Raw genomic sequence first — 20,869 nt, forward strand, 5'->3', positions numbered from 1 at the left:
TCACGGCGGGCCGAGCGGGAGAACGCCGGTATTGATGGTCACCGTCGCCGAGGACGGCACGGTCGTCCCGGCGGAGGGCTGCTGGCTGAGCACCTTGCCGGCCTGATCGGAGTTCAGGGTGATCTGAGTGATCTGGCGGACCTGGTTGACGCTGCCCTGCCAGCCGCTCTCGCGGAGTTTGTCCACGACCTCGGCCGCGGTCAGACCGACCAGGCTCGGCATCGCGATGCGATCGCTCTGCGCCACCTGGACCGTGATGGTCGAACCCTTGTCGGCTGTGGAACGTCCGGCCGGACTGGTGGACAGCACTTCGCCGCGCGGACGCGCGGACTGAACCTGCTCGACCACGATCTTGAACCCGGCGCCTTCCAGGTTCGGCTGGGCCACATCGATCAGCTGCCCGGCCACATCGGGCACGTAGACCTGCTCGGGACCGGAGCCGACGGTCAGCGTGATCTGACTGCCCGCGTCCATCTCGATACCGGGCGAGGGATCCTGGCCGATCACCTTGTCCTTGTCCTGCGCGCTGGACGGCTCACGCTTCACATCCGGGTTCACCTGGAGCCCGGCATTGTTGAGTTCTTGTTCGGCGTCCTGCTGGGACAGCCCCGTGAGGCGGGGCACCGGCACCTGCTGAGGTCCGGTGGACACCTGCAGCGTGATGGTGCTGCCCTCGGCGGCGCGCGATCCGCCCAGCGGCTGGGTCGCGATCACCTTGCCCGCGCTGATCTTGCCGTCGGGTTTCTCCTGGATCGCGACATCGAACCCGAGTGAATCGAGTTGGTGTTCCGCTTCGCTCGCCGAGGAGTCCGACAGATACGGAATCGCGACCTGATCGGGCCGGCTCCCCGGGCCGATCAGCATCCAGAACAGCCCGAACGCGGCGGCGACCACGGCCACCACACCCGCCGCGATATAGGCGGTCCGCCGGGAATTGCCGCCGGATCCGGGCCCGTAGTCGTCGAGGTCCTCGTCGTCGTCCAGCCGACGGTAGCCGCGCGCGGAGGGGTCCGCCGGGCCGAGCATGGTGGTGCGATCCTCGTCGGTCATCACCATCGGTGCGCCGGGTTTCTGTCCACCCAGGACACGGATGAGATCCGCGCGCATCTCCGCGGCGCTCTGATAGCGGTTCGCGGGGTTCTTGGCCATGGCTTCGAGCACGATCGAATCCAGTTCCCGCGGCACACCCTCGTAGACGAGTGAGGGCAACCGCGGATCTTCCCGGACATGCTGGTAGGCCACCGCGACCGGAGAGTCACCGGTGAACGGGGGTTCACCGGTAAGGATCTCGAAGAGCACGCAGCCCACGGAATAGACATCGGACCTGGCGTCGACCGTCTCGCCGCGCGCCTGCTCCGGCGACAAATACTGGGCGGTCCCGATCACGGCCGCGGTAGCGGTCATCGGGTTGGCGGCGTCGGCGATCGCCCGCGCGATACCGAAATCCATCACCTTCACCGCGCCGGCGCGGTTGATCATGATGTTGGCGGGTTTCATATCGCGGTGCACGATCCCGGCCTTGTGGCTGAAATCCAGTGCGGCGCACACATCGGCCACGACCTCCATCGCCCGCCGCGGCGGGATGGGGCCTTCGTTGCGGACGATATCGCGCAGGGTGTCGCCCTCCACGTACTCCATCACGATAAAAGGCAGCGGTCCGCCGTCGATCTCGGCCTCACCGGTGTCGTAGACGGCGACGATGGCGGGATGGTTCAGGGCCGCGGCGTTCTGCGCCTCGCGTTTGAAGCGAAGGTAGAACGTGGGATCCCGGGCCAGATCGGCCCGCAGTACCTTGATCGCGACATCGCGATTCAGCCGGAGATCGCGCGCCTTGTGGACCTCCGACATCCCGCCGAACCCGATGATCTCGCCCAGCTCGTACCGCGAGGAGAGATTCTTCGGGGTCGTCATGGCTGTCCTTGCGGAGTATGGGCCGGCACGATGATGGTGGTGTGGTTCTCCACCGTCGGGAGAGGGATCGAGGGAAGCGTCGGGCGGCGACGCGTGGTGGTCGTCTCCTCGTCGGTCGTCTCCTCGCTGGCCGTCGTCTCGGTGGTGCTCGGCGCCACGGACGTGGTGGTCGAGGGCTCCGAGGTGGTGGACGACGGCGACGGTGTGGTCGTGGTGGCCGGGGGCTGGGTGGTCGTGTATTCCTGGGTCGGCGTCCAGACCGGGGGCTCGGTCACCTCGTAGGTGGGGGTCACCGGGGGCGGCAGCGGACGGGTGGTGGGCGCCGTGGACGAGATGCCGGGCGGCGGCGTCCCATCCGGATTGGTGTCACCGCCGAACAGCAGCCACAGCACCGCGCCGCCGAGCAGCAGGGCGCCGATACCCAGTCCGATCATCCATTTCTGGTTCTTGTTGAGGCCACCACCGGCACCGCCGTCGTGGTACTCGTGCGCACCCGGGTCGTCGACGCCCCGATCGAGGGCGGTCGCGGGGCCGGCCATCGCGGCGGGCGGAGTGCTGTAGCGCATGGTCGCGCTCTCGTCGTAACCCGGGTGCGGCGCCGAGATCACACTGGTGGCCCCGGTCGCGGGCAGGTTCCGGGGCGGCGGCGGCCGACGACCCGACCGCACCGCGGCGACCGCGTCGGCGAATTCCCCGCCGTCGGTATAGCGCTGGCCCGGATCCTTGGCCAGAGTGATCTCGACCAGCTCCCGCACATTCGGCGGCAGGTCCGACGGCATCGGCGGCGGAAGATCGCGCACATGCTTCATCGCGACAGTGAGTGCGCCGTCGCCGGTGAACGGGCGTTGACCCGCGAGCGCTTCATAGCCCACCACACCGAGTGAATAGACATCGCTGGCCGCGGTGGCATCCTCACCGACCGCCTGCTCGGGGGCGATGTACTGCGCGGTGCCCATCACCATGCCGGTCTTGGTGACCGGGGAGGCGTCGACCGCCTTGGCGATGCCGAAATCGGTGATCTTCACCTGACCGGTGGGGGTGACCAGGATATTTCCCGGTTTCACATCGCGATGCACCACACCGGCGAGATGGGCGACCTGCAGTGCGCGCCCGGTCTGCTCCAGCAGGTCCAGGCCCTGGACCACCGACAGCCGGCCGAGCCGGTTCAGCACGGTATTGAGCGGCTCGCCCTGGACCAGTTCCATCACCAGGTAGGCCGTCTCGCCGCCCTGCGGATCGTAGGTCTCGCCGTAGTCGTAGATTCCTGCGATGCCGGAATGATTCAGTTGCGCGGTGGTTTTGGCTTCAGTGCGGAACCGGTGCCGGAAGGTCGGGTCCGCCGAGAACTCGGATTTGAGCACCTTGACGGCGACCCGGCGATCCAGCCGGGTGTCCAGGGCTTCCCAGACCTGGCCCATCCCGCCGGTGGCGATCAGCCGGTGCAGCCGGTAGCGGTCCGCGATCATCGCGCCGTTTGTCAGCATCGGGTTCCCCGCAGATTCACTCGCACATCCATCTCGTTCAGCGACCTCGCAGACCTGCGTCCAGCACCGCGCGGGCAACCGGCGCGGCGACCGATCCGCCTGTCGCCGCCAGCGCCCGGTCACCACCGTTCTCCACGATGACCGCGATGGCGATCTTCGGGTTCTCGGCGGGCGCGAAAGCTATGTACCAGGCATGCGGTGGTGTATTCCGCGGATCGGCGCCGTGTTCGGCGGTACCGGTCTTCGACGCGATCCGATAGGCCGTTCCGCCGCTACCCGCGGTGTTCTCCTCGGAGGCGACCATCAGGTCGGTCAGCGTAGACGCTACCTCCGCGCTGACGGCCTGGCCGACCGACACCGGCTCCGTGGTGGACAGTTCACTCAGATCCGGGTTCTGCAGCTGATCGACCAGGTACGGCTCCATCCGGACGCCGCCGTTGGCCACGGTCGCCGCGATCACCGCGTTGTCGAGCGGGGTGATCGCGACATCACGCTGACCGATACTGCTCTGCGCGAGCGCGGCGTTGTCCGGGATACTGCCCACGGTGCTCTCGGCGACCGGCATCGGGATGCCGCGGTGCGGTCCGATGCCGAACGCGGCGGCCTCGTCTTCGAGGGAGGCGGCGCCGACATCGACACCGAGTTCCACGAACGCGGTGTTGCACGACCGCCGGAAAGCGTCGTACAGGGACGCGGTGGGGCCGGAGCCACAGGTGGATCCGTTGTAGTTCTCCAGCGTCGTGCTGGTGCCCGGCAAGGTGATGTTGGGCGCCGCGGTGAACTGGGACTGCGGATTCGCCTTCCCGTTGGCAAGTGCCGCCGCCGTGACGATCACCTTGAAGGTCGAACCGGGCGGGTAGGTCTGCGAGATGGCTCGGTTGATCATCGGCTGGTTCTCGTCGGCGCTCAGGTTCTCCCAGGCCTGGGTGCCCTGGGCGCCGTCGTGCCCGGACAGCAGGTTCGGGTCGTAACTGGGCGTGGACACCATGGTCAGGATCTTGCCGGTGCTGGGTTCGATGGCAACCACCGAGCCGGTGTAGCCCTTGCTGGTGAGTTCGTTGTAGGCGACCTGCTGCATGGCCGGATCGATCGTGGTGACGACATTGCCGCCGCGCGGATCCCGGCCGGAGACCAGATCCACCAGCCGGCTGCCGAACAACTGTCCGTCCGACCCGTTCAGCACCGGGTCCTCGGCGCGTTCGAGCCCGGTGCTCCCGTACTGCATCGAGTAGAAGCCGGTGACCGGGGCATATGCCTGCGGATCGGTGGGGTAGACGCGCAGGTACTTGTAGCGGTCGTCGGTGGCCACCGAACTGGCCAGCACGGCGCCGCCGGCGGAGATCTGGCCGCGTTGGCGCGAGTACTCGTCGAGCAGGACCCGCGAGTTACGCGGATCGGCGCGGTAGTCGTCGGCCTTGATGACCTGGACATAGGTTGCGTTGAGCAGCAGGGCGACGATCATCGCCATGACCGCCATGGCCACCCGGCGTAGCGGTGTGTTCAACGCTGATGACCCCCTTGCCGTCGTGACACCATCACGGTCTGCGCTTCGGCCAGCGGGGCGGGGGTGGGTTCGCGCCGCCGGGCGGGAGCAGGTTCGCGTGCCGCGTCGGAGATCTTGATGAGCAGCGCCATGAGTGCGTAGTTCGCCAGCAGCGAGGATCCGCCGTAGGAGACGAAGGGTGTGGTGAGCCCGGTGAGCGGAATCAGTTTCGTCACGCCGCCGACGACCACGAAGACCTGGATGGCGATGGTGAACGACAGCCCGGCCGCGAGCAGCTTGCCGAAACTGTCCCGGATGGCCAACGCGGTGCGCATCCCGCGCAGGACCAGGACCAGGAACAGGATCAGGATGGCGGCCAGGCCGATGAGCCCGAGTTCCTCGCCGATCGTGGTCACGATGAAGTCGGTTTTGGCGAAGGGCACCTGCGAGGGCCGGCCGCTGCCCAGCCCGGTACCGGCGAGACCGCCGGTGGCCAGGCCGAACAGCGACTGCACGATCTGGTAGCCGGTGTTGTTGTAGTCGTCGAACGGGTGCAGCCAGGTCTCCACGCGCACCCGGACGTGTCCGAACATCTGATACGCGAACAGGAAGCCGAGGGCGAGCAGCCCGCTGCCGATCAACAGCCAGCCCACTCGCTCGGTGGCGATGTAGAGCATCACCAGCACCGTGCTGAAGATCAGTAGCGAAGTGCCGAGATCCTTCTCGAAGACAAGGACGCCGATGCAGACGATCCAGACGGCGAGGATCGGACCCAGGTCGCGGGCGCGGGGAAACTCCATGCCGAGGAAATGCCGCCCCGCGGCGGTGAACAGTTCCCGCTTGGAGACGAGCACCGAGGCGAAGAAAATGATCAGCAAGATCTTGGCGAACTCACCGGGTTGCAGGCTGAAACCGGGCAGCCGGATCCAGATCTTGGCTCCGTTGACCTCGGAGAACGAACTGGGCAGCAGTGCCGGGATGGCCAGTGCGACGAGTCCGACCAGACCCAGGGTGTAGGCGTAACGCGCCAGGGTGCGGTAGTCGCGCAGCACGATCAGGATCGTGACGAACACGATGATACCCAGTGCGGTCCACAGGATCTGCTGGTTGGCGTCCGGAGAAGGGATCTCCCAGGAGTTGTAGGCCGCGGTCTGTTGATCGGCGAGGTCGAGCCGGTGGATGAGAACCAGCCCGATGCCGTTGAGCAGCGCCACGATGGGCAGCAGCAATGGATCGGTGTAGGGCGCGAAGCGGCGCACCGCAAGGTGGGCCACGGCGAACAGTCCCAGGTAGGCGAGACCGAGTTTCGCGATATCCCAGGTCAGCGAATCTTCCTGGCTCGCTTCGACCAGGGCGAGTGCGGCGGTGGTGATCAGGGCCGCGAATCCGAGCAGCACTAACTCGGTATTGCGCCGGGTCGTCGGCGACGGCGCCGGAGCGAAACCGCCCGGGGGACTCGGAAAAGCCCCGGCGGACGGTGGTGCCGGTGCGGACATCAGTCCGTCACCCGGCAGTTCTCCCCGGCGATCTGGGGCTGAGCGGTGGTCGTCGGCGCCGGGGTGGTCGTGGTCGGTGGTGCGGGCGGCGCGGGGTTGTCACCGTTGGCGCCGGGCACGGGGGGTTGGGTGGCCGGGGCGGGCGGAGCCGCCTCGGCGGGGGTGGGGGCGGCCGGCGGCGCCGGGGCCGGGGCCGGGGTGGTGGTGACCACACCCGGCTGGGCGGACGCGTTCTTCTTGCACACCGGCAGCAGTTCGCGGTCGGCGAGGACCCGCATCTGTTCGCGGGCTTTGTCCAGGGTGCCGGGCGGCAGCCCGCGCTCGACCTGGTCCCGGCCGGTCTGTTCGAGATCGCTGACCTCGAGCGCCCGGCAGTTCGCGGGCAGTGCCGTACCGCTGTCGATGAGACTGAGCTCGTCCTTGGTGGTCACACAACCGACCTGGTGCACGTCGTGGATGGAGTAGCCCAGAATCGATCCGGGCAGTCCCTGCATGATCACGACACCGTTGTTGTCCGCGCCCACGTAATAGTTGGACCGGATCATCTTGTAGCCGACGACGAGTCCGACGCACACCGCGAGCACGAGCGCTACCGCCAGCATCAGCCAGCGCAGTTTGTGTGACTTCTTGGGTTGCGGTTCGGGTTCGCCCGCCGCCCGGCGCGGGGCGGCGGCCGGCGGGCGCATGGCCGCGGCCCGCCCGGCGGCGGTGTTCGGGGGCGGATTGTCCTCGGTCTCACCGGAGGCGGCGCCCGCGACGATCGGATGGCTCTGCCCGTAATCGAGGTCGATCACATCGGCGACCACGACGGTGACATTGTCCGGGCCGCCGCTGCGCAGGGCGAGTTCGATGAGCCGGTCGGCGCATTCGTCGGTACTGCCCTCGCGCATGGTGTTCTGGATGGTCTCGTCGCTGACGACGTCGGACAGCCCGTCCGAGCACAGCAGATAGCGGTCCCCGGCCCGGGCCTCGCGCATGACCAGCGTCGGCTCGATCTCGTTGCCGGTGAGCGCGCGCATGATCAGCGACCGCTGCGGATGGGTATGAGCCTGTTCCGCGGTGATCCGACCTTCGTCGACCAGGGATTGCACGAAGGTGTCGTCCCGGGTGATCTGGGCCAGTTCGCCGTCGCGCAGCATGTAGGCGCGCGAATCGCCGATGTGCACCATGCCGAGTTTCTTGCCCGCGAACAGGATCGCGGTGAGCGTGGTGCCCATCCCGTCCAGTTCGGGCTCTTCCTCGACCTGTTCGGCGATCGCCGAATTGCCGGCATGGGTGGCTCGGTTCAGTTTGCCGAGTAGATCCTCGCCGGGCTCGTCGTCGTCGAGATGCGCCAGTGCGGCGATCATCAGCTGCGACGCCACTTCGCCGGCCGCGTGGCCGCCCATGCCGTCGGCAAGGGCCAGCAGGCGGGCGCCGGCGTAGACGGAATCTTCGTTGTTGGCGCGGACCAGGCCGCGATCGCTGCGCGCTGCGTAGCGGAGAACAAGTGTCACGATCGGAGCTCGATCACTGTCTTGCCGACCCGGACAGGAGTGCCGAGCGGAACGCGGACTGCGGTGGTGACTTTGGCGCGATCGAGGTAGGTACCGTTGGTCGAGCCGAGGTCTTCGACGTACCAGTCGTCACCGCGTAGGGACAGCCGGGCATGTCGGGTAGAGGCGTAATCATCGGTGAGCACCAGTGTCGAATCGTCCGCACGGCCGATCAGCACCGGTTGGGTACCGAGCGTTATGCGGGTACCGGCGAGAGAACCTTGAGTCACCACAAGATATTTGGCGCCCTTCTGGCCTCGGCGCATGGACGGCAGCACCGTGGAACCACGCGGTCCGCGGGTCTGGAGCCGTATGCCGGAGGCCGCGTAGATATCACTGCGGAGGGTACGCAGGATTGCCCACACGAACAGCCACAACAGCAGGAGGAACCCGGCACGGGTCAACTGCAGAACCAGTCCCTGCACGGCGCTCCACCTCCTGTTCGACCGTGTGTCGGTGCCGTAGGTGTGGTGCGACCCACCCCACTGCAGTGCTCGTCGTGGCGGCCCGTGGTGCGGTGCCGCACATGTGTTGGCACATCATAGGGCCGCCGGACGAGACAGATCACGATTGGACCGCCCCATTATGCGAGAGCCGCCTCGTGATCCGCACGGCGAGCCTACGGCATCAGACAATACGGATGAGGATCTCGGAGTGCCCGGCGCGAATCACGTCGCCGTCGGCGAGTTGCCAATCCTGCACCGGGGACCCGTTGACCAGCGTGCCGTTCGTCGACCCGAGATCGGAGAGCATCGCGGTCTGACCGTCCCAGCGCACCTCGATATGGCGCCGGGAGACCCCGGTGTCGGGGAGCCGGAAATGCGCGTCCTGGCCGCGGCCGATGATGTTGCTGCCTTCCCGCAGCTGGTAGGTCCGCCCGCTGCCGTCGTCGAGCGCGAGCGTCGCCGAGAAGCCCGGGCCGGCGGCAGGCGCGTATCCGCCCTGGGCGCCGTAACCGGCCTGCTGGCCCTGCGGGTAGCCCTGCCCGCCCTGCTGGGCGTAGGCCTGTTGGTCGTAGCCCTGGTCGTACCCGGGCTGCTGCGCGTAACCCTGTTGGTCGTAGCCCTGGTCGTAGCCGGGCTGCTGCTGCGCATAGCCCTGCTGGTCGTACCCGGGCTGCTGGGCGTAACCCTGTTGGTCGTAGCCCTGGTCATAACCGGGCTGGCCCTGATAGCCCTGGTCGTAGCCGGGCTGCTGGGCATAGCCCTGTTGGTCGTAGCCCTGGTCGTAACCGGGTTGCTGGGCATAGCCCTGTTGGTCGTACCCGGGCTGCTGCGCGTAGCCCTGTTGGTCGTACCCGGGCTGCTGGGCGTAGCCCTGCTGGTCGTAACCCTGCTGCGCGCCGTAGCCCTGTTGGTCGTAGGACGCGCCGCCCTGCTGGTAGTCGTAGCCGTTCTGATAGTCCGGGCCGCCACTGTAGGGCGCGCCGGAACCGTAGTCCTCGGGGTACGCGCCGTTCTGCGGCCCGCGTCCCGCGGGTCCGGGAGCGTACCCGCGATTGCGTGGATCGGACTCCGCGTGCTCACGGCTCGGGTCGTAGCCAGAGTTCTGCGTCATGGGGCCAGCTCCTGGTTGCGGGTTAGCGGGTCGTTGTAGCGGTTCCGGGCGGCGAGCTGGGGCAGCTCCACGGCCTGCGTCGGGGTCGACGCTGCCGCTCGTCCTGAACATTCCGGTGTGCAGCGTAGGGGATGCCTCGAACGCCACGTGCACTTCGCCGTACGTCTGCCAGCCTTGATCACGGATGTAATCCTGCAGATGCTTGGCGAAAGCGCGGGTGGTGAGGTCGTGATCGGCATCGAGCTGCCGGTGGTCCGACGAGTTGATGGTGATCACATAACTGTTGGGTGCGAGCAGATGCCCACCGCCGAGATCTCGGATCTTGTCGGCGGCCTCACGCTGCAGCGCTGCCTCGACCTCCTGGGGAACGACGTTCCCGCCGAAGACCCTGGCGAAGACGTCACCGACGGCGCCCTGTAGGCGACGCTCGAAACGCGAGACGATCCCCATCTGGGCCCTCCCTTCGGTGAGTCTCTCCTCATTCTTTACGACGACACGCGAGTACGGCGTGTCGCACTACGAGCACGTTCTCTGCATGATATCCACGATCGGCTATACCTGTAACTACCGGAACCGTGCCGGAGTTCCCCCGGCGTGTGAAACCCGGCGCCAACCGTGGTCCGTGTCCCGTTCAGTGGGCTCGGACCATGCGATTTCGTCTCCCCGACTTCTCCGTGTTAGTGTCTGTCCGTCGCTCGGGCGAGTGGCGGAATGGCAGACGCGCTGGCTTCAGGTGCCAGTGTCCTTCGGGACGTGGGGGTTCAAGTCCCCCTTCGCCCACTGAGAAGAAGCCGTGGATCCAGTGGATTCACGGCTTCTTCTGTTGTGTCCGCCGAGGACTTTCCGGGTACTGCCGTCGAGCGGTGAATCGGCTCGCTCCACCACTCCCCAGATATCTAGAACGTGTTTCAGAAACGTGCCGGAAAATCGATGGAACCCGTTGACTCCCGATGCGAACCTGTTCTAATTCAAGCCATGCGGAGATATGAAGGCCGTCGAGTGCTGGTGACAGGTGCGGGTTCGGGGATCGGCCAGGGTGTGGCCCTGCGGCTGCTGGACGAGGGCGCCCGGCTCGTCGCCGCCGATATCAATGAACCGGGTCTGGCCGGCACGGTGGAGAAGGCCGGCGACGCGGCAGACCGGCTGAGCACGGTGGTGGTGGACATCGCTGATATCGAGTCCGTGCGGGCGGCCGCCGACACGGTGTCGCGAGACCTGGGCGGGCTGGATGTGCTCGTCAACTGCGCGGGCATCCTGAAACCGGCCCGGACTCACGAGATGTCGCTGGACGACTGGAACCGGATCATCACGGTGAATCTCACAGGAACATTCCTGATGACGCAGGCGCTGCTGCCGCCGCTGCTCGAATCCGGCCGGGGTGTTGTCATCAACCTCTCGTCGACGTCGGCCTTCCAGGCCGCCCCGTACCTGGCCGCGTATGCCGCGTCGAAGGGGGGTGTGGCGTCCTTCACCCACGCGATCGGCCTGGAGTACGCGAAGCAGGGGCTGCGGGCGGTCAACATCGTCCCGGCCGGCATCACGAGTGGGATCACCACCGAATCCATCACAGAACAGCCGGAGGACGCGGACTGGACACTGTTCGCCCGGCTGACCGGCTGGCTGAACGGGGGTGCGCTGGGCAGTCCGGAAGATATCGCCGGCGTGGTCGCGATGGTGGGTTCCGATGACGGCCGTTACATCACCGGTACCGAGATCCGAGTCGATGGCGGCGCGCTCATGTGATCGATCGCGATTTTCCGGGGCCGGAGCGGTGGCCACGCGTGGGCGTGGTAGCCACTCCGGCTTTTTTCATGTCGGGCGCCGGCCGGATCGTGCGGGCGTCCCGGCAGGTGGATCGCCGTTCGGCGCGGTCGTTTTCCGGCGCCTATCGCCCGCCGCGCTCTCGGTATGCCCGAATGAGATCAAGGTCACACAAGAGATTTTCGGTTGCGGCACCGCTGCTGAGGTTTGCCCCGATCTGCTGGGCTGGTGACCCAGTTCACGTCATGGAACCGCCTTGGTTAACTACCTTGGGGCGCGTCTACACCCCATATTCGGGGGCTGCGGCATGTTTGTCCTCAGTAAACAAACCCGAGGTTTCTTTTGCTTGTGACGTGCGTCGGGCAACCGTGTTAACGACACGCGAATGCGCAGGTCGACGCTGGGGCGGTCGAGTTAACGGCGGTTCGGGCGAATGCTCCGGCAAGCGGGTAATCGATTGCGCGTAACCGTGGTTACGGATATGTCCGTGACCAGTAAAAACCAAATGTACTTGCAAATGAAAGCACCGCTGCAAGCCTGAAGATGCCTGCTGAAAGTTAGCTGGGAAGGGTCCCACCCTAGGGTTTCTGGAAGTTTGCCGGACGGCGACGCGTACCTGTGACCTCAGCCGCAACGGGTTGCGTAGGGATAACGATTGTGTAGAGTCAACGGTAACGCTGGCCGCAGCTAGAGCGGCGACTCGCTGCGGCCAGCGGAATTCAAATGGGGGAATTCTCACTGGTCATGCCACACACGTTGCTGCTATCTCACAAAATGTGACGGTTTGCCGTGTGCTCAGGGTTGTCTATCAGATCGCAATCATCCGGACGGGTGCTGTTTCGTGGGCCGCGACGGCGTCTGTCCGATTCGCCCTGCGTCCGGCGGTGAAGATGTAGGCGAGAAAGGCCGCCTCGGCGATCAGTCCGCAGGCGATCCGCGCCGGCGTGGGTAGCGCGCTCGGCGTCACGAAGCCTTCCAATAGGCCTGCTACCAGCAAAGTCGGTACCAGGCCGAGTGCTATCGCGGCTGTGTGGCGCCCCTGGTGGGCTACCGCTTCGGCACGGCTCATCCGGCCCGGATCGATCAGGGTCCAGCCCAGTTTCAGTCCGGCGCCCCCTGCGATGAAAATGGCTGTCAGTTCCAGCATTCCGTGTGGTAGCAGGAATCCGAAGAACGATTCCAGTCGTCCGGCGTCGGCCATCAGGCCCGCCGTCACGCCGATATTCAGCGCGTTCATGAAGAGCAGGTAGAGCACGGGCAGGATGAGCACGCCCAGGAAGAGCGCCAGGGCCGATACCCAGGCATTGTTGGTCCAGACCATTGCGGCGAAAGCGTCGTTGGAATGCTCGGTGTAGTACGTCTCGAAGGCGCCGCCCGGGGCGGTCAGTGCGCCGGTATCACCTTGGAGCCCAAGCGATTCGCGAGCCGAATCGTCCACCGATACCCAAGTCGCGAAACCGGCCGCCACGCTGAGGAACGCTACGGCGACGCCCAACCACCAACCGAGGGCTCGATAAACCGCGCCGGGGAACCCGTGAGTGAAGAACCGGACGATCTCGGCCCAGGTGTCCGGCGAACTCCCGACGATCCGGCCGCGGGCGCGAGCCACCACCGCGCTGAGCCCCGCCACGAGTTCGGGTTCGGGGCTGTGCGTCTGCAAGCGGGCCAGCTGTTGTGAGGTGCGTCGGTACAGCAGAACCAACTCGTCCGCTTCGGCGCCGCTCAACCTGCGTTTGCGGGACAACACATCCAGCCGGGTCCACAACTGCCGGTGTCTCGCGCTGTACGCGTCCACATCCATCGGCCGGCCTCCCGCTCTCGCCTGTTCCGGTCCTGGTCCTCGTTCGCGCCGGCGCCCACCGAGGACGGCACGATCGCCACGGCGTAGGTGGCTCGTACTCGGCGAGCTGAGGGTGGCGCGGGCCCCCGCGATATCGACTCCAGGGTCGGAGACCGGCCGCCGTGGAAGAATGTTATGCGATATGGCTGAATTCACCACGGGCGAAGCCGTGGCCATCGAGCTGCCGGTCGCCCGTATCCCGACTCGCGGCGCCGCGTTCGTACTCGATCTGCTTCTCCAGGCCGCGCTCGCGATCGTGCTCTTCGCCCTATCGATGCTGCTCGTCGACGGGAACGACGCCAACCCCTGGTTCACCACCTTGACGATGATCTCGCTGGTCACCGTGCTCGTCGGCTATCCGGTCGCCTGGGAGACACTGCTGCGGGGCGCGACGCCGGGCAAACTGGTGCTCGGGCTCCGCGTGGTCCGCGCCGACGGGGGGCCGGTGGACTTCCGGCATGCCCTCACTCGCGGATTGACCGGTGCCATCGTCGATTTCTGGATGCTCGGACTCTTCGGTGTGATCGCGGTGGTGAGCTCCACCTGCTCGCCGAACGGGCGTCGGGTGGGTGATGTGTTGGCGGGCACCGTAGTGGTGCATATGCGGCAGCGGCTGTCGGTGCCCGCACTGGCGATACCGCCGGTATGGCTGACGGGCTGGTCCGCCGAACTCGACCCGGCGGCGCTACCGGAGGACCTGGCGCTCGCCGTGCGGCAATATCTGACCCGGATCAACTCGCTGACACCGGCCGCGCAACACGACCTCGGACAGGCGCTCGTCGCCGCCGTGTGCGCCCGGCTGCGAGTCGCCCCGCCACCGGGCTACCCGCCGGTTCAGATACTGGGCAGTGTGATCGCCGAGCGCCAACGCCGGTCGCTGCAGCCGCCGGCGGCCTTCGCGCCACGACCCGTTCGGTTCGCGCCGAAGTCCTGATCTCACAGCGCGCCGGACTGTTTGAGCTCGAGGTATTCGTCGGCCAGCGCCGCCGGTAGATCCGCCGCGGCCGCGGCGACCACCCCGATTCCCCGCCGGCGCAGCGATTCCTGCAGCACCGCTTGCTCGGCGATCCGGGATTCGGCGGCCGCCGCCCGGTACAGCGCGTCCAGATCGCCGCGGTCGGCGGCCGCGGCGGCGATATCCGGATCGGTGACCGACACGATGAGCACCCGGTGGCGTTCGGACAGAACGGGCAGCACCGGCAGCAGGTTCTCGGTCACCGTCGCGCCGTCCAGACTGGTGAACCAGACGATGAGGCTGCGCCGACGAGCCCGCTGGATCGCGGCGCGCACCGATCCGTCCGCGTCGGTATCGACCAGGGCCGGAGCGACCCCTGCCAGGGCGTGCATCAACTTCGGCTGCAGTCCGCGGCCGACGCTGGTGCGCACCTCGGCGCGTGCCACGCGGTCGTAAGCGAGCAGGCCGACCATATCCCCGCCGGCCGCGGCCAGGCTGCCCAGCAGCAACGCGGCCTCGATGGCCGACTCGAGCCGGGTGCCCTCGCCGACGCGGGCGGCGCTACCGCGTCCGGTGTCGAGAAGCATCAGCAGTTGCCGGTTGCGTTCCGGCCGCCAGGTGCGGACCAGGACATCGGTGGCCCGGGCGGTGGCTCGCCAGTCGATCGTGCGGACATCGTCGCCGGGTACGTATTCGCGGAACGAGTCGAACTCGGTGCCCTGGCCGCGCAGATCGGCCGGACTGCGGCCTTCCAGATGCCGCAGCCGTTTCACCTTGGCGGCGAGCAATCGCTCGCTGCGGAACGGAGGAAGCGCCCGCACCCGCGCCGGGACCGTGCGGTGGAACTGGTGTCCGGCCAGACCCAGCGGCCCGAATACGCGCAGCGTCACCGGACCGGCGGTGCGGTCACCGCGGTACGCGGGTGCGAGCGTGGTGCGCAGCCGTGTACGGCCGGTCGGGGGGAGCGTGATCCGGTGTTCGCGGTCGGTGGCGCGCGCACTGTCGGGCCAGTCGTCCCAGAGCACACCCCGCAAGACGCGGGGCCCGGTGTTGGTGACGGTGAGTTCGATCTCGGCGCGGGCGCCGAGCCGCAGCACCGATAACTCCGGACGCTGCAGCGTCACCTCGTCGCCACGCGCGGCCAGGAGCCGGTCGGTCGCCGCCAGCGCGAGAATCAGCGCGCTGGCCAGCAGGACCCCGATCCAGGACGGGACCAGCAGCATGACCGCGAACGCCGCCGCGGCCGCGACGGCGACCAGCCGGCCGGTGACGACCACGGCCCTACACCGGGACCGGGATCGAGAGCAGCAGCGACGCCATCACCTGTTCCCCGGTGATTCCGTCCAACTCTGCTTCGGGGCGCAGTTGCAGTCGGTGCCGCAGTGCGGCCACGGCAACGGTTTTCACATCGTCCGGTGTCACGAACCCGCGGCCGTTCAACCAGGCCAGGGCCCGGGCCGCGGACATGAGGGCCGTCGCGCCCCGGGTCGACGCGCCGTGCGCGACAGCGGCGGCGGTCCGGGTGGCACGGCACAGATCGACGATGTAGGCGAGTACCTCGGGACGAACCGCGATCCCGGCGATCGCCGACCGGGCAGCCGCGATATGCGCGGGCCCGGCCACCGGCCGCAAGCCTGCGCCGGTGAGATCACGCGGATCGAAGCCCTCGGCATGCCGCTGCAGGACGCGGAATTCGTCATCGCGTTCGGGAAGGTGGATATCGACCTTGAACAGGAACCGGTCGAGTTGCGCCTCGGGCAGCGGATAGGTGCCCTCCTGCTCGATGGGGTTCTGCGTGGCGACGACCACGAAAGGATCGGGCAGCGGCCGGGGGCGCCCGTCCACGGAGACCTGGCGCTCCTCCATCGACTCCAACAGTGCCGACTGGGTTTTCGGCGGGGTGCGGTTGATCTCGTCGGCCAAGAGCAGATTGGTGAACACCGGTCCGTCGCGGAAGGTGAACTCGGCCGAATGCGGATCGTAGATCTGCGATCCGGTGACATCGGCCGGCATCAGGTCCGGGGTGAACTGCACCCGGCTGTGCTGTAGATCCAGTGCGGTGGCCAGAGCCCGGACAAGCAGTGTCTTCGCCACGCCCGGAACCCCTTCCAGCAGGACGTGGCCGCGGCACAGCAGCGCGAGTACGAGGTACATGACCGCGTTGTCGTTGCCCACCACCGCCTTACCGATCTCGGTGCGCAGCGCGGCGAACGCGGCGGCGGCTTCGGCCGTTGTGGGCGCGGCGCCTTCCGTGCTCGTCTTGCTGGTGTCAATGCTGGTCATCCGACCTCCGCTTCGATCCATTCGAGTTGCGCGGCTACGAGTGCCAGGGTCGATGCGTCCGGCACCGGCCCGTAGAGCGCCGCGCCGATAGTCCCCGGGTCGGCGCCGAGGCGGACGGCGACCGCCGCCGTGAGTGCCTCGGGGGAGGATCCGGCGGCGACACCGAGGATCCGGCGCAGTCTGCGCAGCGTCGCGGTGCGCAACACACCCGCGATATGCGCGTGGTCGCCGGAGCGGCGGTAGAGACCCGCCTGACCGGCCAGTAGTTCATTTGCCGCGACCTCCACCGGGCGGGGCTCCCCGACCAACGCGCCGCGGCGGCGTGCCCGCCACCACACCAGCAGGGCTGCGGCGACGAGGAACTGCATGCCGCCGAAGGCCAGCCAGCCCGGTGTCCGGTCGAAGAACGAATCCTCACCGGTGGGCCGTGGCAGGTCGGGGTCGTAACCGCCGTCCCGCGGCGGATCGATCGGCGGTGGATCCGTGGGCGGTACGTCCGGCGGGTGCGGCGCACTGGGGCCGGTGCAGCCCTGTAACACCGCATACAGCATGAGCAGGACGACGGCGAGTGCGGCCAGGCCTGCCCAGAAGCGGGGATCGCGGAATACCGGAGGCCACTGCCACGTGGTTCGCCGCGCCCGGGACTTTCGTGGCTCGCTGTCGATATCGATGGGCTCGGCGGTCGGCGGCGGGGCCGCCGCGGAGAACCGGTCGGCCTCGGTCAGTCGACGGTATTCGTCCGCGTCGGCGCGGCGACCGCCGTACACGACTTCATCGAAAGCCCGGGCGGCGGCCGGAAGCTCGCCGGAGAGCTCGGTCGGCAGGCTCGCCGCCGCTTCGTGCGATGTCTCCCGCGCGGTGCGCGATCGGCGCACCGCGAGCGTTCCGCGCTGTTCCAGACCGCGCAATACCGCCCGGAAACGTTCGCGCAGCGCGGTATCGAAATCTCCGTGCGCGGCGGCGTGTTCGGCGGCAGCACCGTGCGACGCGGCGGCGTCGAGCCGGGGTGGATCGGGAACGGTCCGGTTCGGCTCGGTCACCGGCCGCCTCCGGGCGGGGCGGGAATCCGGATATCGAGACCCTCGCGTCGGCAGCGGAGGTCGAGATAGCCGACCACGCGGGCGCTGGATTCCACGATCTCGGCGAAGGATACGAGCAGGAGCGCGGTAGTGGTGAGCAGGATCAGGAATGCCCATCGGTGCGTGCCGGAGAAATCACTCAGGAACAGCATGAGCCCCAGTACCGGGACGGCCAGCAGTGCGAAGAGCAGGCGTTGGCAGATCCAGAGTCCGGCGCGCTGGGTGCGCAGGTTTCCGACCAGCGAACCGGACCGCGCGAGTGCCGCCCGGGCCGTGATCCCCTCCGCGAACAGTACGGGGGCAGCCGCCAGATGCCGGGCTCGCAGCCACGCCAACCAGAGGAGGCAGCAAGGATAAGCGAGCAGAAACCAGATCAGGCCGCCCACGAAGCTCGACCAGAAGAACACACCGCTGAGGCCGAGCACCGCGACCCCGATCGCGGTGAACGACAACTGGCTCAGCAGCAAGGGGCCCCACCGCGAACCGGTCCGCCGCAGACTCTCCCGCAAGGCGATCGGCATCCGGCCGGCGCGGGCGAGACCGGTGGTCACCGTGATTCCGCGCAGCGTGAGGCGGATGACCCACGCGCAACCGAGGGTCGCGAAAAGCGCCCCGAGGGCGGTGCCTTCGTCGGATCCGCCGGTCAGGTGGGAGATGAGCCCGATGACGGCCGCCACTACCAGCTCACCGGCCGCCAGCAGGAGTGCCGCACCTCCGGCCAGTATCCCGATATCGGGTTGTAGCAGGGCGAACGGCGCGTCGACCAGTTCCCGGAAACTCAGCGGGCGGATCGGCACCGTCGCTAGCTGGGCTCGGTCTTCCGGATGTACTCCCGCCCCGACGGAGCCGGCCGGATCAGCGGCAGGCTGCACGCGGCCGAGTCTAACGGGTGTACGGGGTCCGAGCCCGCGGATGACGGGCGAACTCGGCGCCGCGTGACGGCGCGATGGATGGGTGGTCACACCTGTGCGGAGCGGCATCGCGCGCGGTGCGGCAACGGCGAGGTCCGCGGGCTCAGGGTCCCGGCGGCACGCGCACTGGCTCCCTCGCTACTCGGACAGTCCGGTACTACGTGTCGCGGTTCGCCGTATTCGGCGGGCCCGTAGGGACCCGGCAGCGTGCGCGATCACCGGCCCGGTGGCAGTGCGCGGGGGGTATCCGGCGCGGCGCCCGCGGGCAGCCCGGCCGGAGTCCCCGGCTCCAGGTGCGTCGTCGCCGAGACGATCGCCTCGGCGTCCAGGGTGAGGTCGGCGTCGGCGTCGCGCCGGGAGCGAGTGGAGTGGCCACGGGCGGGCTGCCGACTGTCGACCTGGCTGTCCACCGTGACTTTCCGGGCCCGGCGCAGGGTGAAGGTGATCTCTTCGGCCTCGGTGAGCACATGGCGAGCGGTGCGCAGCGGCTGGCTCGCGGTATCTATGGCGGAGTCGATGGCCGAACTCACGAAGGCCGGAACGAGCGGGCGGATCCAGCGGGCCGCGGTGTCGGTGAACGGCAGGCTTCCGATGATCGGAAGTTCCAGACCCGCCGGCGGCCGCACCGCGGGCTCCTTCCCGAGTGGCACCGGAAGATCGGGGTGGGCGGCATCCGGCTCGGTTCCCGGCAGCAGCGCACTGTCACGGCCGGGCGGCAGCGCGGCGGGTTCGGGTGCGCGCTCGGTGACCCCGATCTCCAGTCCGCCCAGTGCGGCGATCACTCTGGTGCGCTGCCGCTCCCTGTCGATGGTGGTGTCGGCTTCGGCCACCAGCAGGGCCGCGGTGAGCTGCTGCTCGGCCTTGACGGCCGCGGTGTCGGCCCGGATCCGGGCTTCCTTCTCGGCGATCGCCACCTCGGCGGCGCGGTCGGCGCGATCGCGTACGGCCGCGGCTGCCCGTCGCCGCTCCTGTGCGGTTTCACCCCGCCACCAGCGCAGGATGAGTGCGAGCGACGCCACCAGTGCGAATACCAGCCAGGTGAGCAAGCGGAGCGCCAGGGCCCCGATCTGGTCGGTTGTGTACTCGTGCGCGGCGGACCACCGCGCACCGAACCCGCGGTCACCGCCGGCGACGCCGGCCTGTGCAGTGTGGAGTGCCTGGCGGGCGTCGGTCACCCGCTGGTCCGCCGGCGCCACTCGATTCTGCGCGGTGGTCAGTGCGGTTCGGGCATCGTCGAGCAGTTCGTTCGCGGTCTGTGCCTCCGGGCCGCGCCCCGGGACCCCGGTGATCTTGGTCTGGGGGCACTCCGGGCTCGGATTGAACTCGCAGCGGGCCACGACCAGAGCGCTGTCGATATCCGCGGACGCCGTCGCGATGCTCTGATCGAGTGCGCTGCGATCGGCGACGGCACGGTCCAGTTCGTCCTGCGCGGTGCGCGCGGCCGGGGCCGTTGCGGCGGTGGCGGCCGCGCGATCGTCGAGGATCCGGTCCACCGTGCCGCCGAACAGCACGGTGACGGCCATCTCGGCCAGCACCACACCGGCCAATACCGCCGTGCCGATCCGGGCCGCGACCGCCGGGACGTCGATGGTCCCGGCGGGCCGATCGGGCCGGCCTGTCGGTTCGGCCCCGGCCAGTGCCCGGCCGAGCAGGCCGGCGAGAACCCCGGCGACCAGCGCCGTCGTCGCGACCGCGGCCACCGGCCAGTCCCCGGAGCCCAGGGCGACGCCGGTGATCCCGGTCGCGACGAGGGCGAACAGCGCCACTCCTGCGCCGGTGACGGCGTAGCCGGTGCGCTCGTATCCGTCGGCGGTCTCGGCGGGCTGTCCACCGCCGAGCCAGATGAATATGCCGGTGACGCTCATGGGGCCCATATCCTCTGCAGCTGTCATCGATTCGTTGTCTCAGCGTGACAGGCGGCACGCCTGTCCATCGACCCTTGGCGAACGGGTGTGGGGATCTTCACAGGGGTGCCGTGGAGCATCTCGTGTCCGGTCCCGGTGTCCCCCTGTGAGGTCCCGGCGCAGAGGGTCGAAACCGGTGCTGCCGCAACGCGACCGACTCGCGAACCGTGCCGGAAATGTGTCGTGGACCACTCGGAAACAGGTTTGCTGATCATGTGCTGGAGGGCAGAATTGCAAAAACAGTCCGGACGGTCGGATCATGTTTCGTGCTTGTCACGCCGCTGTCACGAACATCTCATCGACCCGTGCAACAGTTAGCCGCAGCCTGATGGGTTTGCCCATCGCCGCCGCCGGGAATTCATCTTCGATGCAGGTGAGCGTGGGTTCTCGGGATGTGGCTCGACATCCGCGAAAGGCTGGATCCGCCGGATCGCCGCTGTTCGGAGGGCCGGTACGGGATCGATTCACCCCCGAATGCTGCTTTACACTAGAAAACGCGCATATGTGGAGGAACGAATGAAGAAGCCCAGCTAGATCCGATTATTAGGGCAACCTTGGTTGGTTGGGTCCCGGACCTGGCTTATCGTTTGCTCTTACGCCGCACATACCCATGTCCGGCCGGAGGCAGGTTCGGGCGACCACCGATCAGGCCAGCCTAGCGGGCGAAATC

15 protein-coding genes and 1 tRNA gene are annotated in these 20,869 nt (G+C 67.9%); 3 read left to right on the plus strand and 13 right to left on the minus strand.

Annotated features, from left to right (window positions below; all coding sequences use genetic code 11):
• The 7 genes from pknB to OG804_RS22835 form a co-directional block, all read right to left on the minus strand.
• Entirely contained in the window at nucleotides 1-1,911 is a 1,911-nt protein-coding gene (pknB, locus tag OG804_RS22805) for a Stk1 family PASTA domain-containing Ser/Thr kinase (protein WP_328389708.1), read from the minus strand.
• A complete protein-coding gene (locus tag OG804_RS22810) occupies nucleotides 1,908-3,395 on the minus strand; it encodes a serine/threonine-protein kinase (protein ID WP_328389710.1) in 1,488 nt (495 codons plus the stop codon). The genes pknB and OG804_RS22810 overlap by 4 nt, the downstream gene beginning before the upstream one ends.
• Nucleotides 3,396-3,432: 37 nt before the next feature.
• Nucleotides 3,433-4,899 carry a peptidoglycan D,D-transpeptidase FtsI family protein gene (locus tag OG804_RS22815; RefSeq protein WP_328389712.1) on the minus strand — a complete coding sequence of 489 codons (1,467 nt, stop codon included), beginning with the start codon at nucleotides 4,897-4,899 and terminating at the stop codon, nucleotides 3,433-3,435.
• The gene (locus OG804_RS22820) at nucleotides 4,896-6,374 is read right to left on the minus strand and encodes an FtsW/RodA/SpoVE family cell cycle protein (RefSeq protein ID WP_328389714.1); all 1,479 of its coding nucleotides are present in this window, start codon (nucleotides 6,372-6,374) and stop codon (nucleotides 4,896-4,898) included. The genes OG804_RS22815 and OG804_RS22820 overlap by 4 nt, the downstream gene beginning before the upstream one ends.
• Nucleotides 6,374-7,870 carry a PP2C family protein-serine/threonine phosphatase gene (locus OG804_RS22825; protein WP_328389716.1) on the minus strand — a complete coding sequence of 499 codons (1,497 nt, stop codon included), beginning with the start codon at nucleotides 7,868-7,870 and terminating at the stop codon, nucleotides 6,374-6,376. Before OG804_RS22825 ends, OG804_RS22820 begins: the two co-directional genes overlap by 1 nt.
• Entirely contained in the window at nucleotides 7,867-8,334 is a 468-nt protein-coding gene (locus tag OG804_RS22830; protein WP_328389717.1) for an FHA domain-containing protein FhaB/FipA, read from the minus strand. Before OG804_RS22830 ends, OG804_RS22825 begins: the two co-directional genes overlap by 4 nt.
• A gap of 202 nt (nucleotides 8,335-8,536) precedes the next feature.
• Nucleotides 8,537-9,916 carry an FhaA domain-containing protein gene (locus OG804_RS22835; protein ID WP_328389718.1) on the minus strand — a complete coding sequence of 460 codons (1,380 nt, stop codon included), beginning with the start codon at nucleotides 9,914-9,916 and terminating at the stop codon, nucleotides 8,537-8,539.
• A 247-nt stretch (nucleotides 9,917-10,163) separates the two neighbouring features.
• Here OG804_RS22835 and OG804_RS22840 point away from each other — a divergent pair.
• A tRNA-Leu gene (locus tag OG804_RS22840) sits at nucleotides 10,164-10,246 on the plus strand.
• A 195-nt stretch (nucleotides 10,247-10,441) separates the two neighbouring features.
• On the plus strand, nucleotides 10,442-11,209 hold the full coding sequence (locus OG804_RS22845) for an SDR family NAD(P)-dependent oxidoreductase (protein ID WP_328389719.1): 768 nt from the start codon (nucleotides 10,442-10,444) through the stop codon (nucleotides 11,207-11,209).
• 826 nt (nucleotides 11,210-12,035) lie between these two features.
• Here OG804_RS22845 and OG804_RS22850 read toward each other — a convergent pair.
• Nucleotides 12,036-13,028: a stage II sporulation protein M gene (locus tag OG804_RS22850; RefSeq protein ID WP_328389720.1), complete on the minus strand. Its 993-nt coding sequence runs from the start codon at nucleotides 13,026-13,028 to the stop codon at nucleotides 12,036-12,038.
• A 181-nt stretch (nucleotides 13,029-13,209) separates the two neighbouring features.
• Here OG804_RS22850 and OG804_RS22855 point away from each other — a divergent pair, with 181 nt between their 5' ends.
• Nucleotides 13,210-14,001: an RDD family protein gene (locus OG804_RS22855; RefSeq protein ID WP_328389722.1), complete on the plus strand. Its 792-nt coding sequence runs from the start codon at nucleotides 13,210-13,212 to the stop codon at nucleotides 13,999-14,001.
• A 2-nt stretch (nucleotides 14,002-14,003) separates the two neighbouring features.
• On the opposite strand, the gene OG804_RS22860 is transcribed toward OG804_RS22855, so the two are convergent.
• The 5 genes from OG804_RS22860 to OG804_RS22880 all read right to left on the minus strand — a co-directional run bounded on the left by OG804_RS22860 (nucleotide 14,004) and on the right by OG804_RS22880 (nucleotide 20,187).
• Nucleotides 14,004-15,299, minus strand: a complete 1,296-nt coding sequence (locus tag OG804_RS22860; protein ID WP_328389724.1) for a DUF58 domain-containing protein — start codon at nucleotides 15,297-15,299, stop codon at nucleotides 14,004-14,006.
• Between the two features lie 4 nt (nucleotides 15,300-15,303).
• Entirely contained in the window at nucleotides 15,304-16,305 is a 1,002-nt protein-coding gene (locus OG804_RS22865) for an AAA family ATPase (protein ID WP_328389726.1), read from the minus strand.
• Complete coding sequence (locus OG804_RS22870) at nucleotides 16,302-17,345, minus strand: DUF4129 domain-containing protein (RefSeq protein WP_328389728.1); 1,044 nt, start codon at nucleotides 17,343-17,345, stop codon at nucleotides 16,302-16,304. Before OG804_RS22870 ends, OG804_RS22865 begins: the two co-directional genes overlap by 4 nt.
• A complete protein-coding gene (locus OG804_RS22875; RefSeq protein ID WP_328389730.1) occupies nucleotides 17,342-18,256 on the minus strand; it encodes a hypothetical protein in 915 nt (304 codons plus the stop codon). Before OG804_RS22875 ends, OG804_RS22870 begins: the two co-directional genes overlap by 4 nt.
• Nucleotides 18,257-18,510: 254 nt before the next feature.
• On the minus strand, nucleotides 18,511-20,187 hold the full coding sequence (locus OG804_RS22880) for a DUF4407 domain-containing protein (protein ID WP_328389732.1): 1,677 nt from the start codon (nucleotides 20,185-20,187) through the stop codon (nucleotides 18,511-18,513).
• Nucleotides 20,188-20,869 lie beyond the last annotated feature (682 nt).

The sequence above is a fragment of the Nocardia sp. NBC_00416 genome (assembly GCF_036032445.1).
GTDB lineage: Bacteria > Actinomycetota > Actinomycetes > Mycobacteriales > Mycobacteriaceae > Nocardia.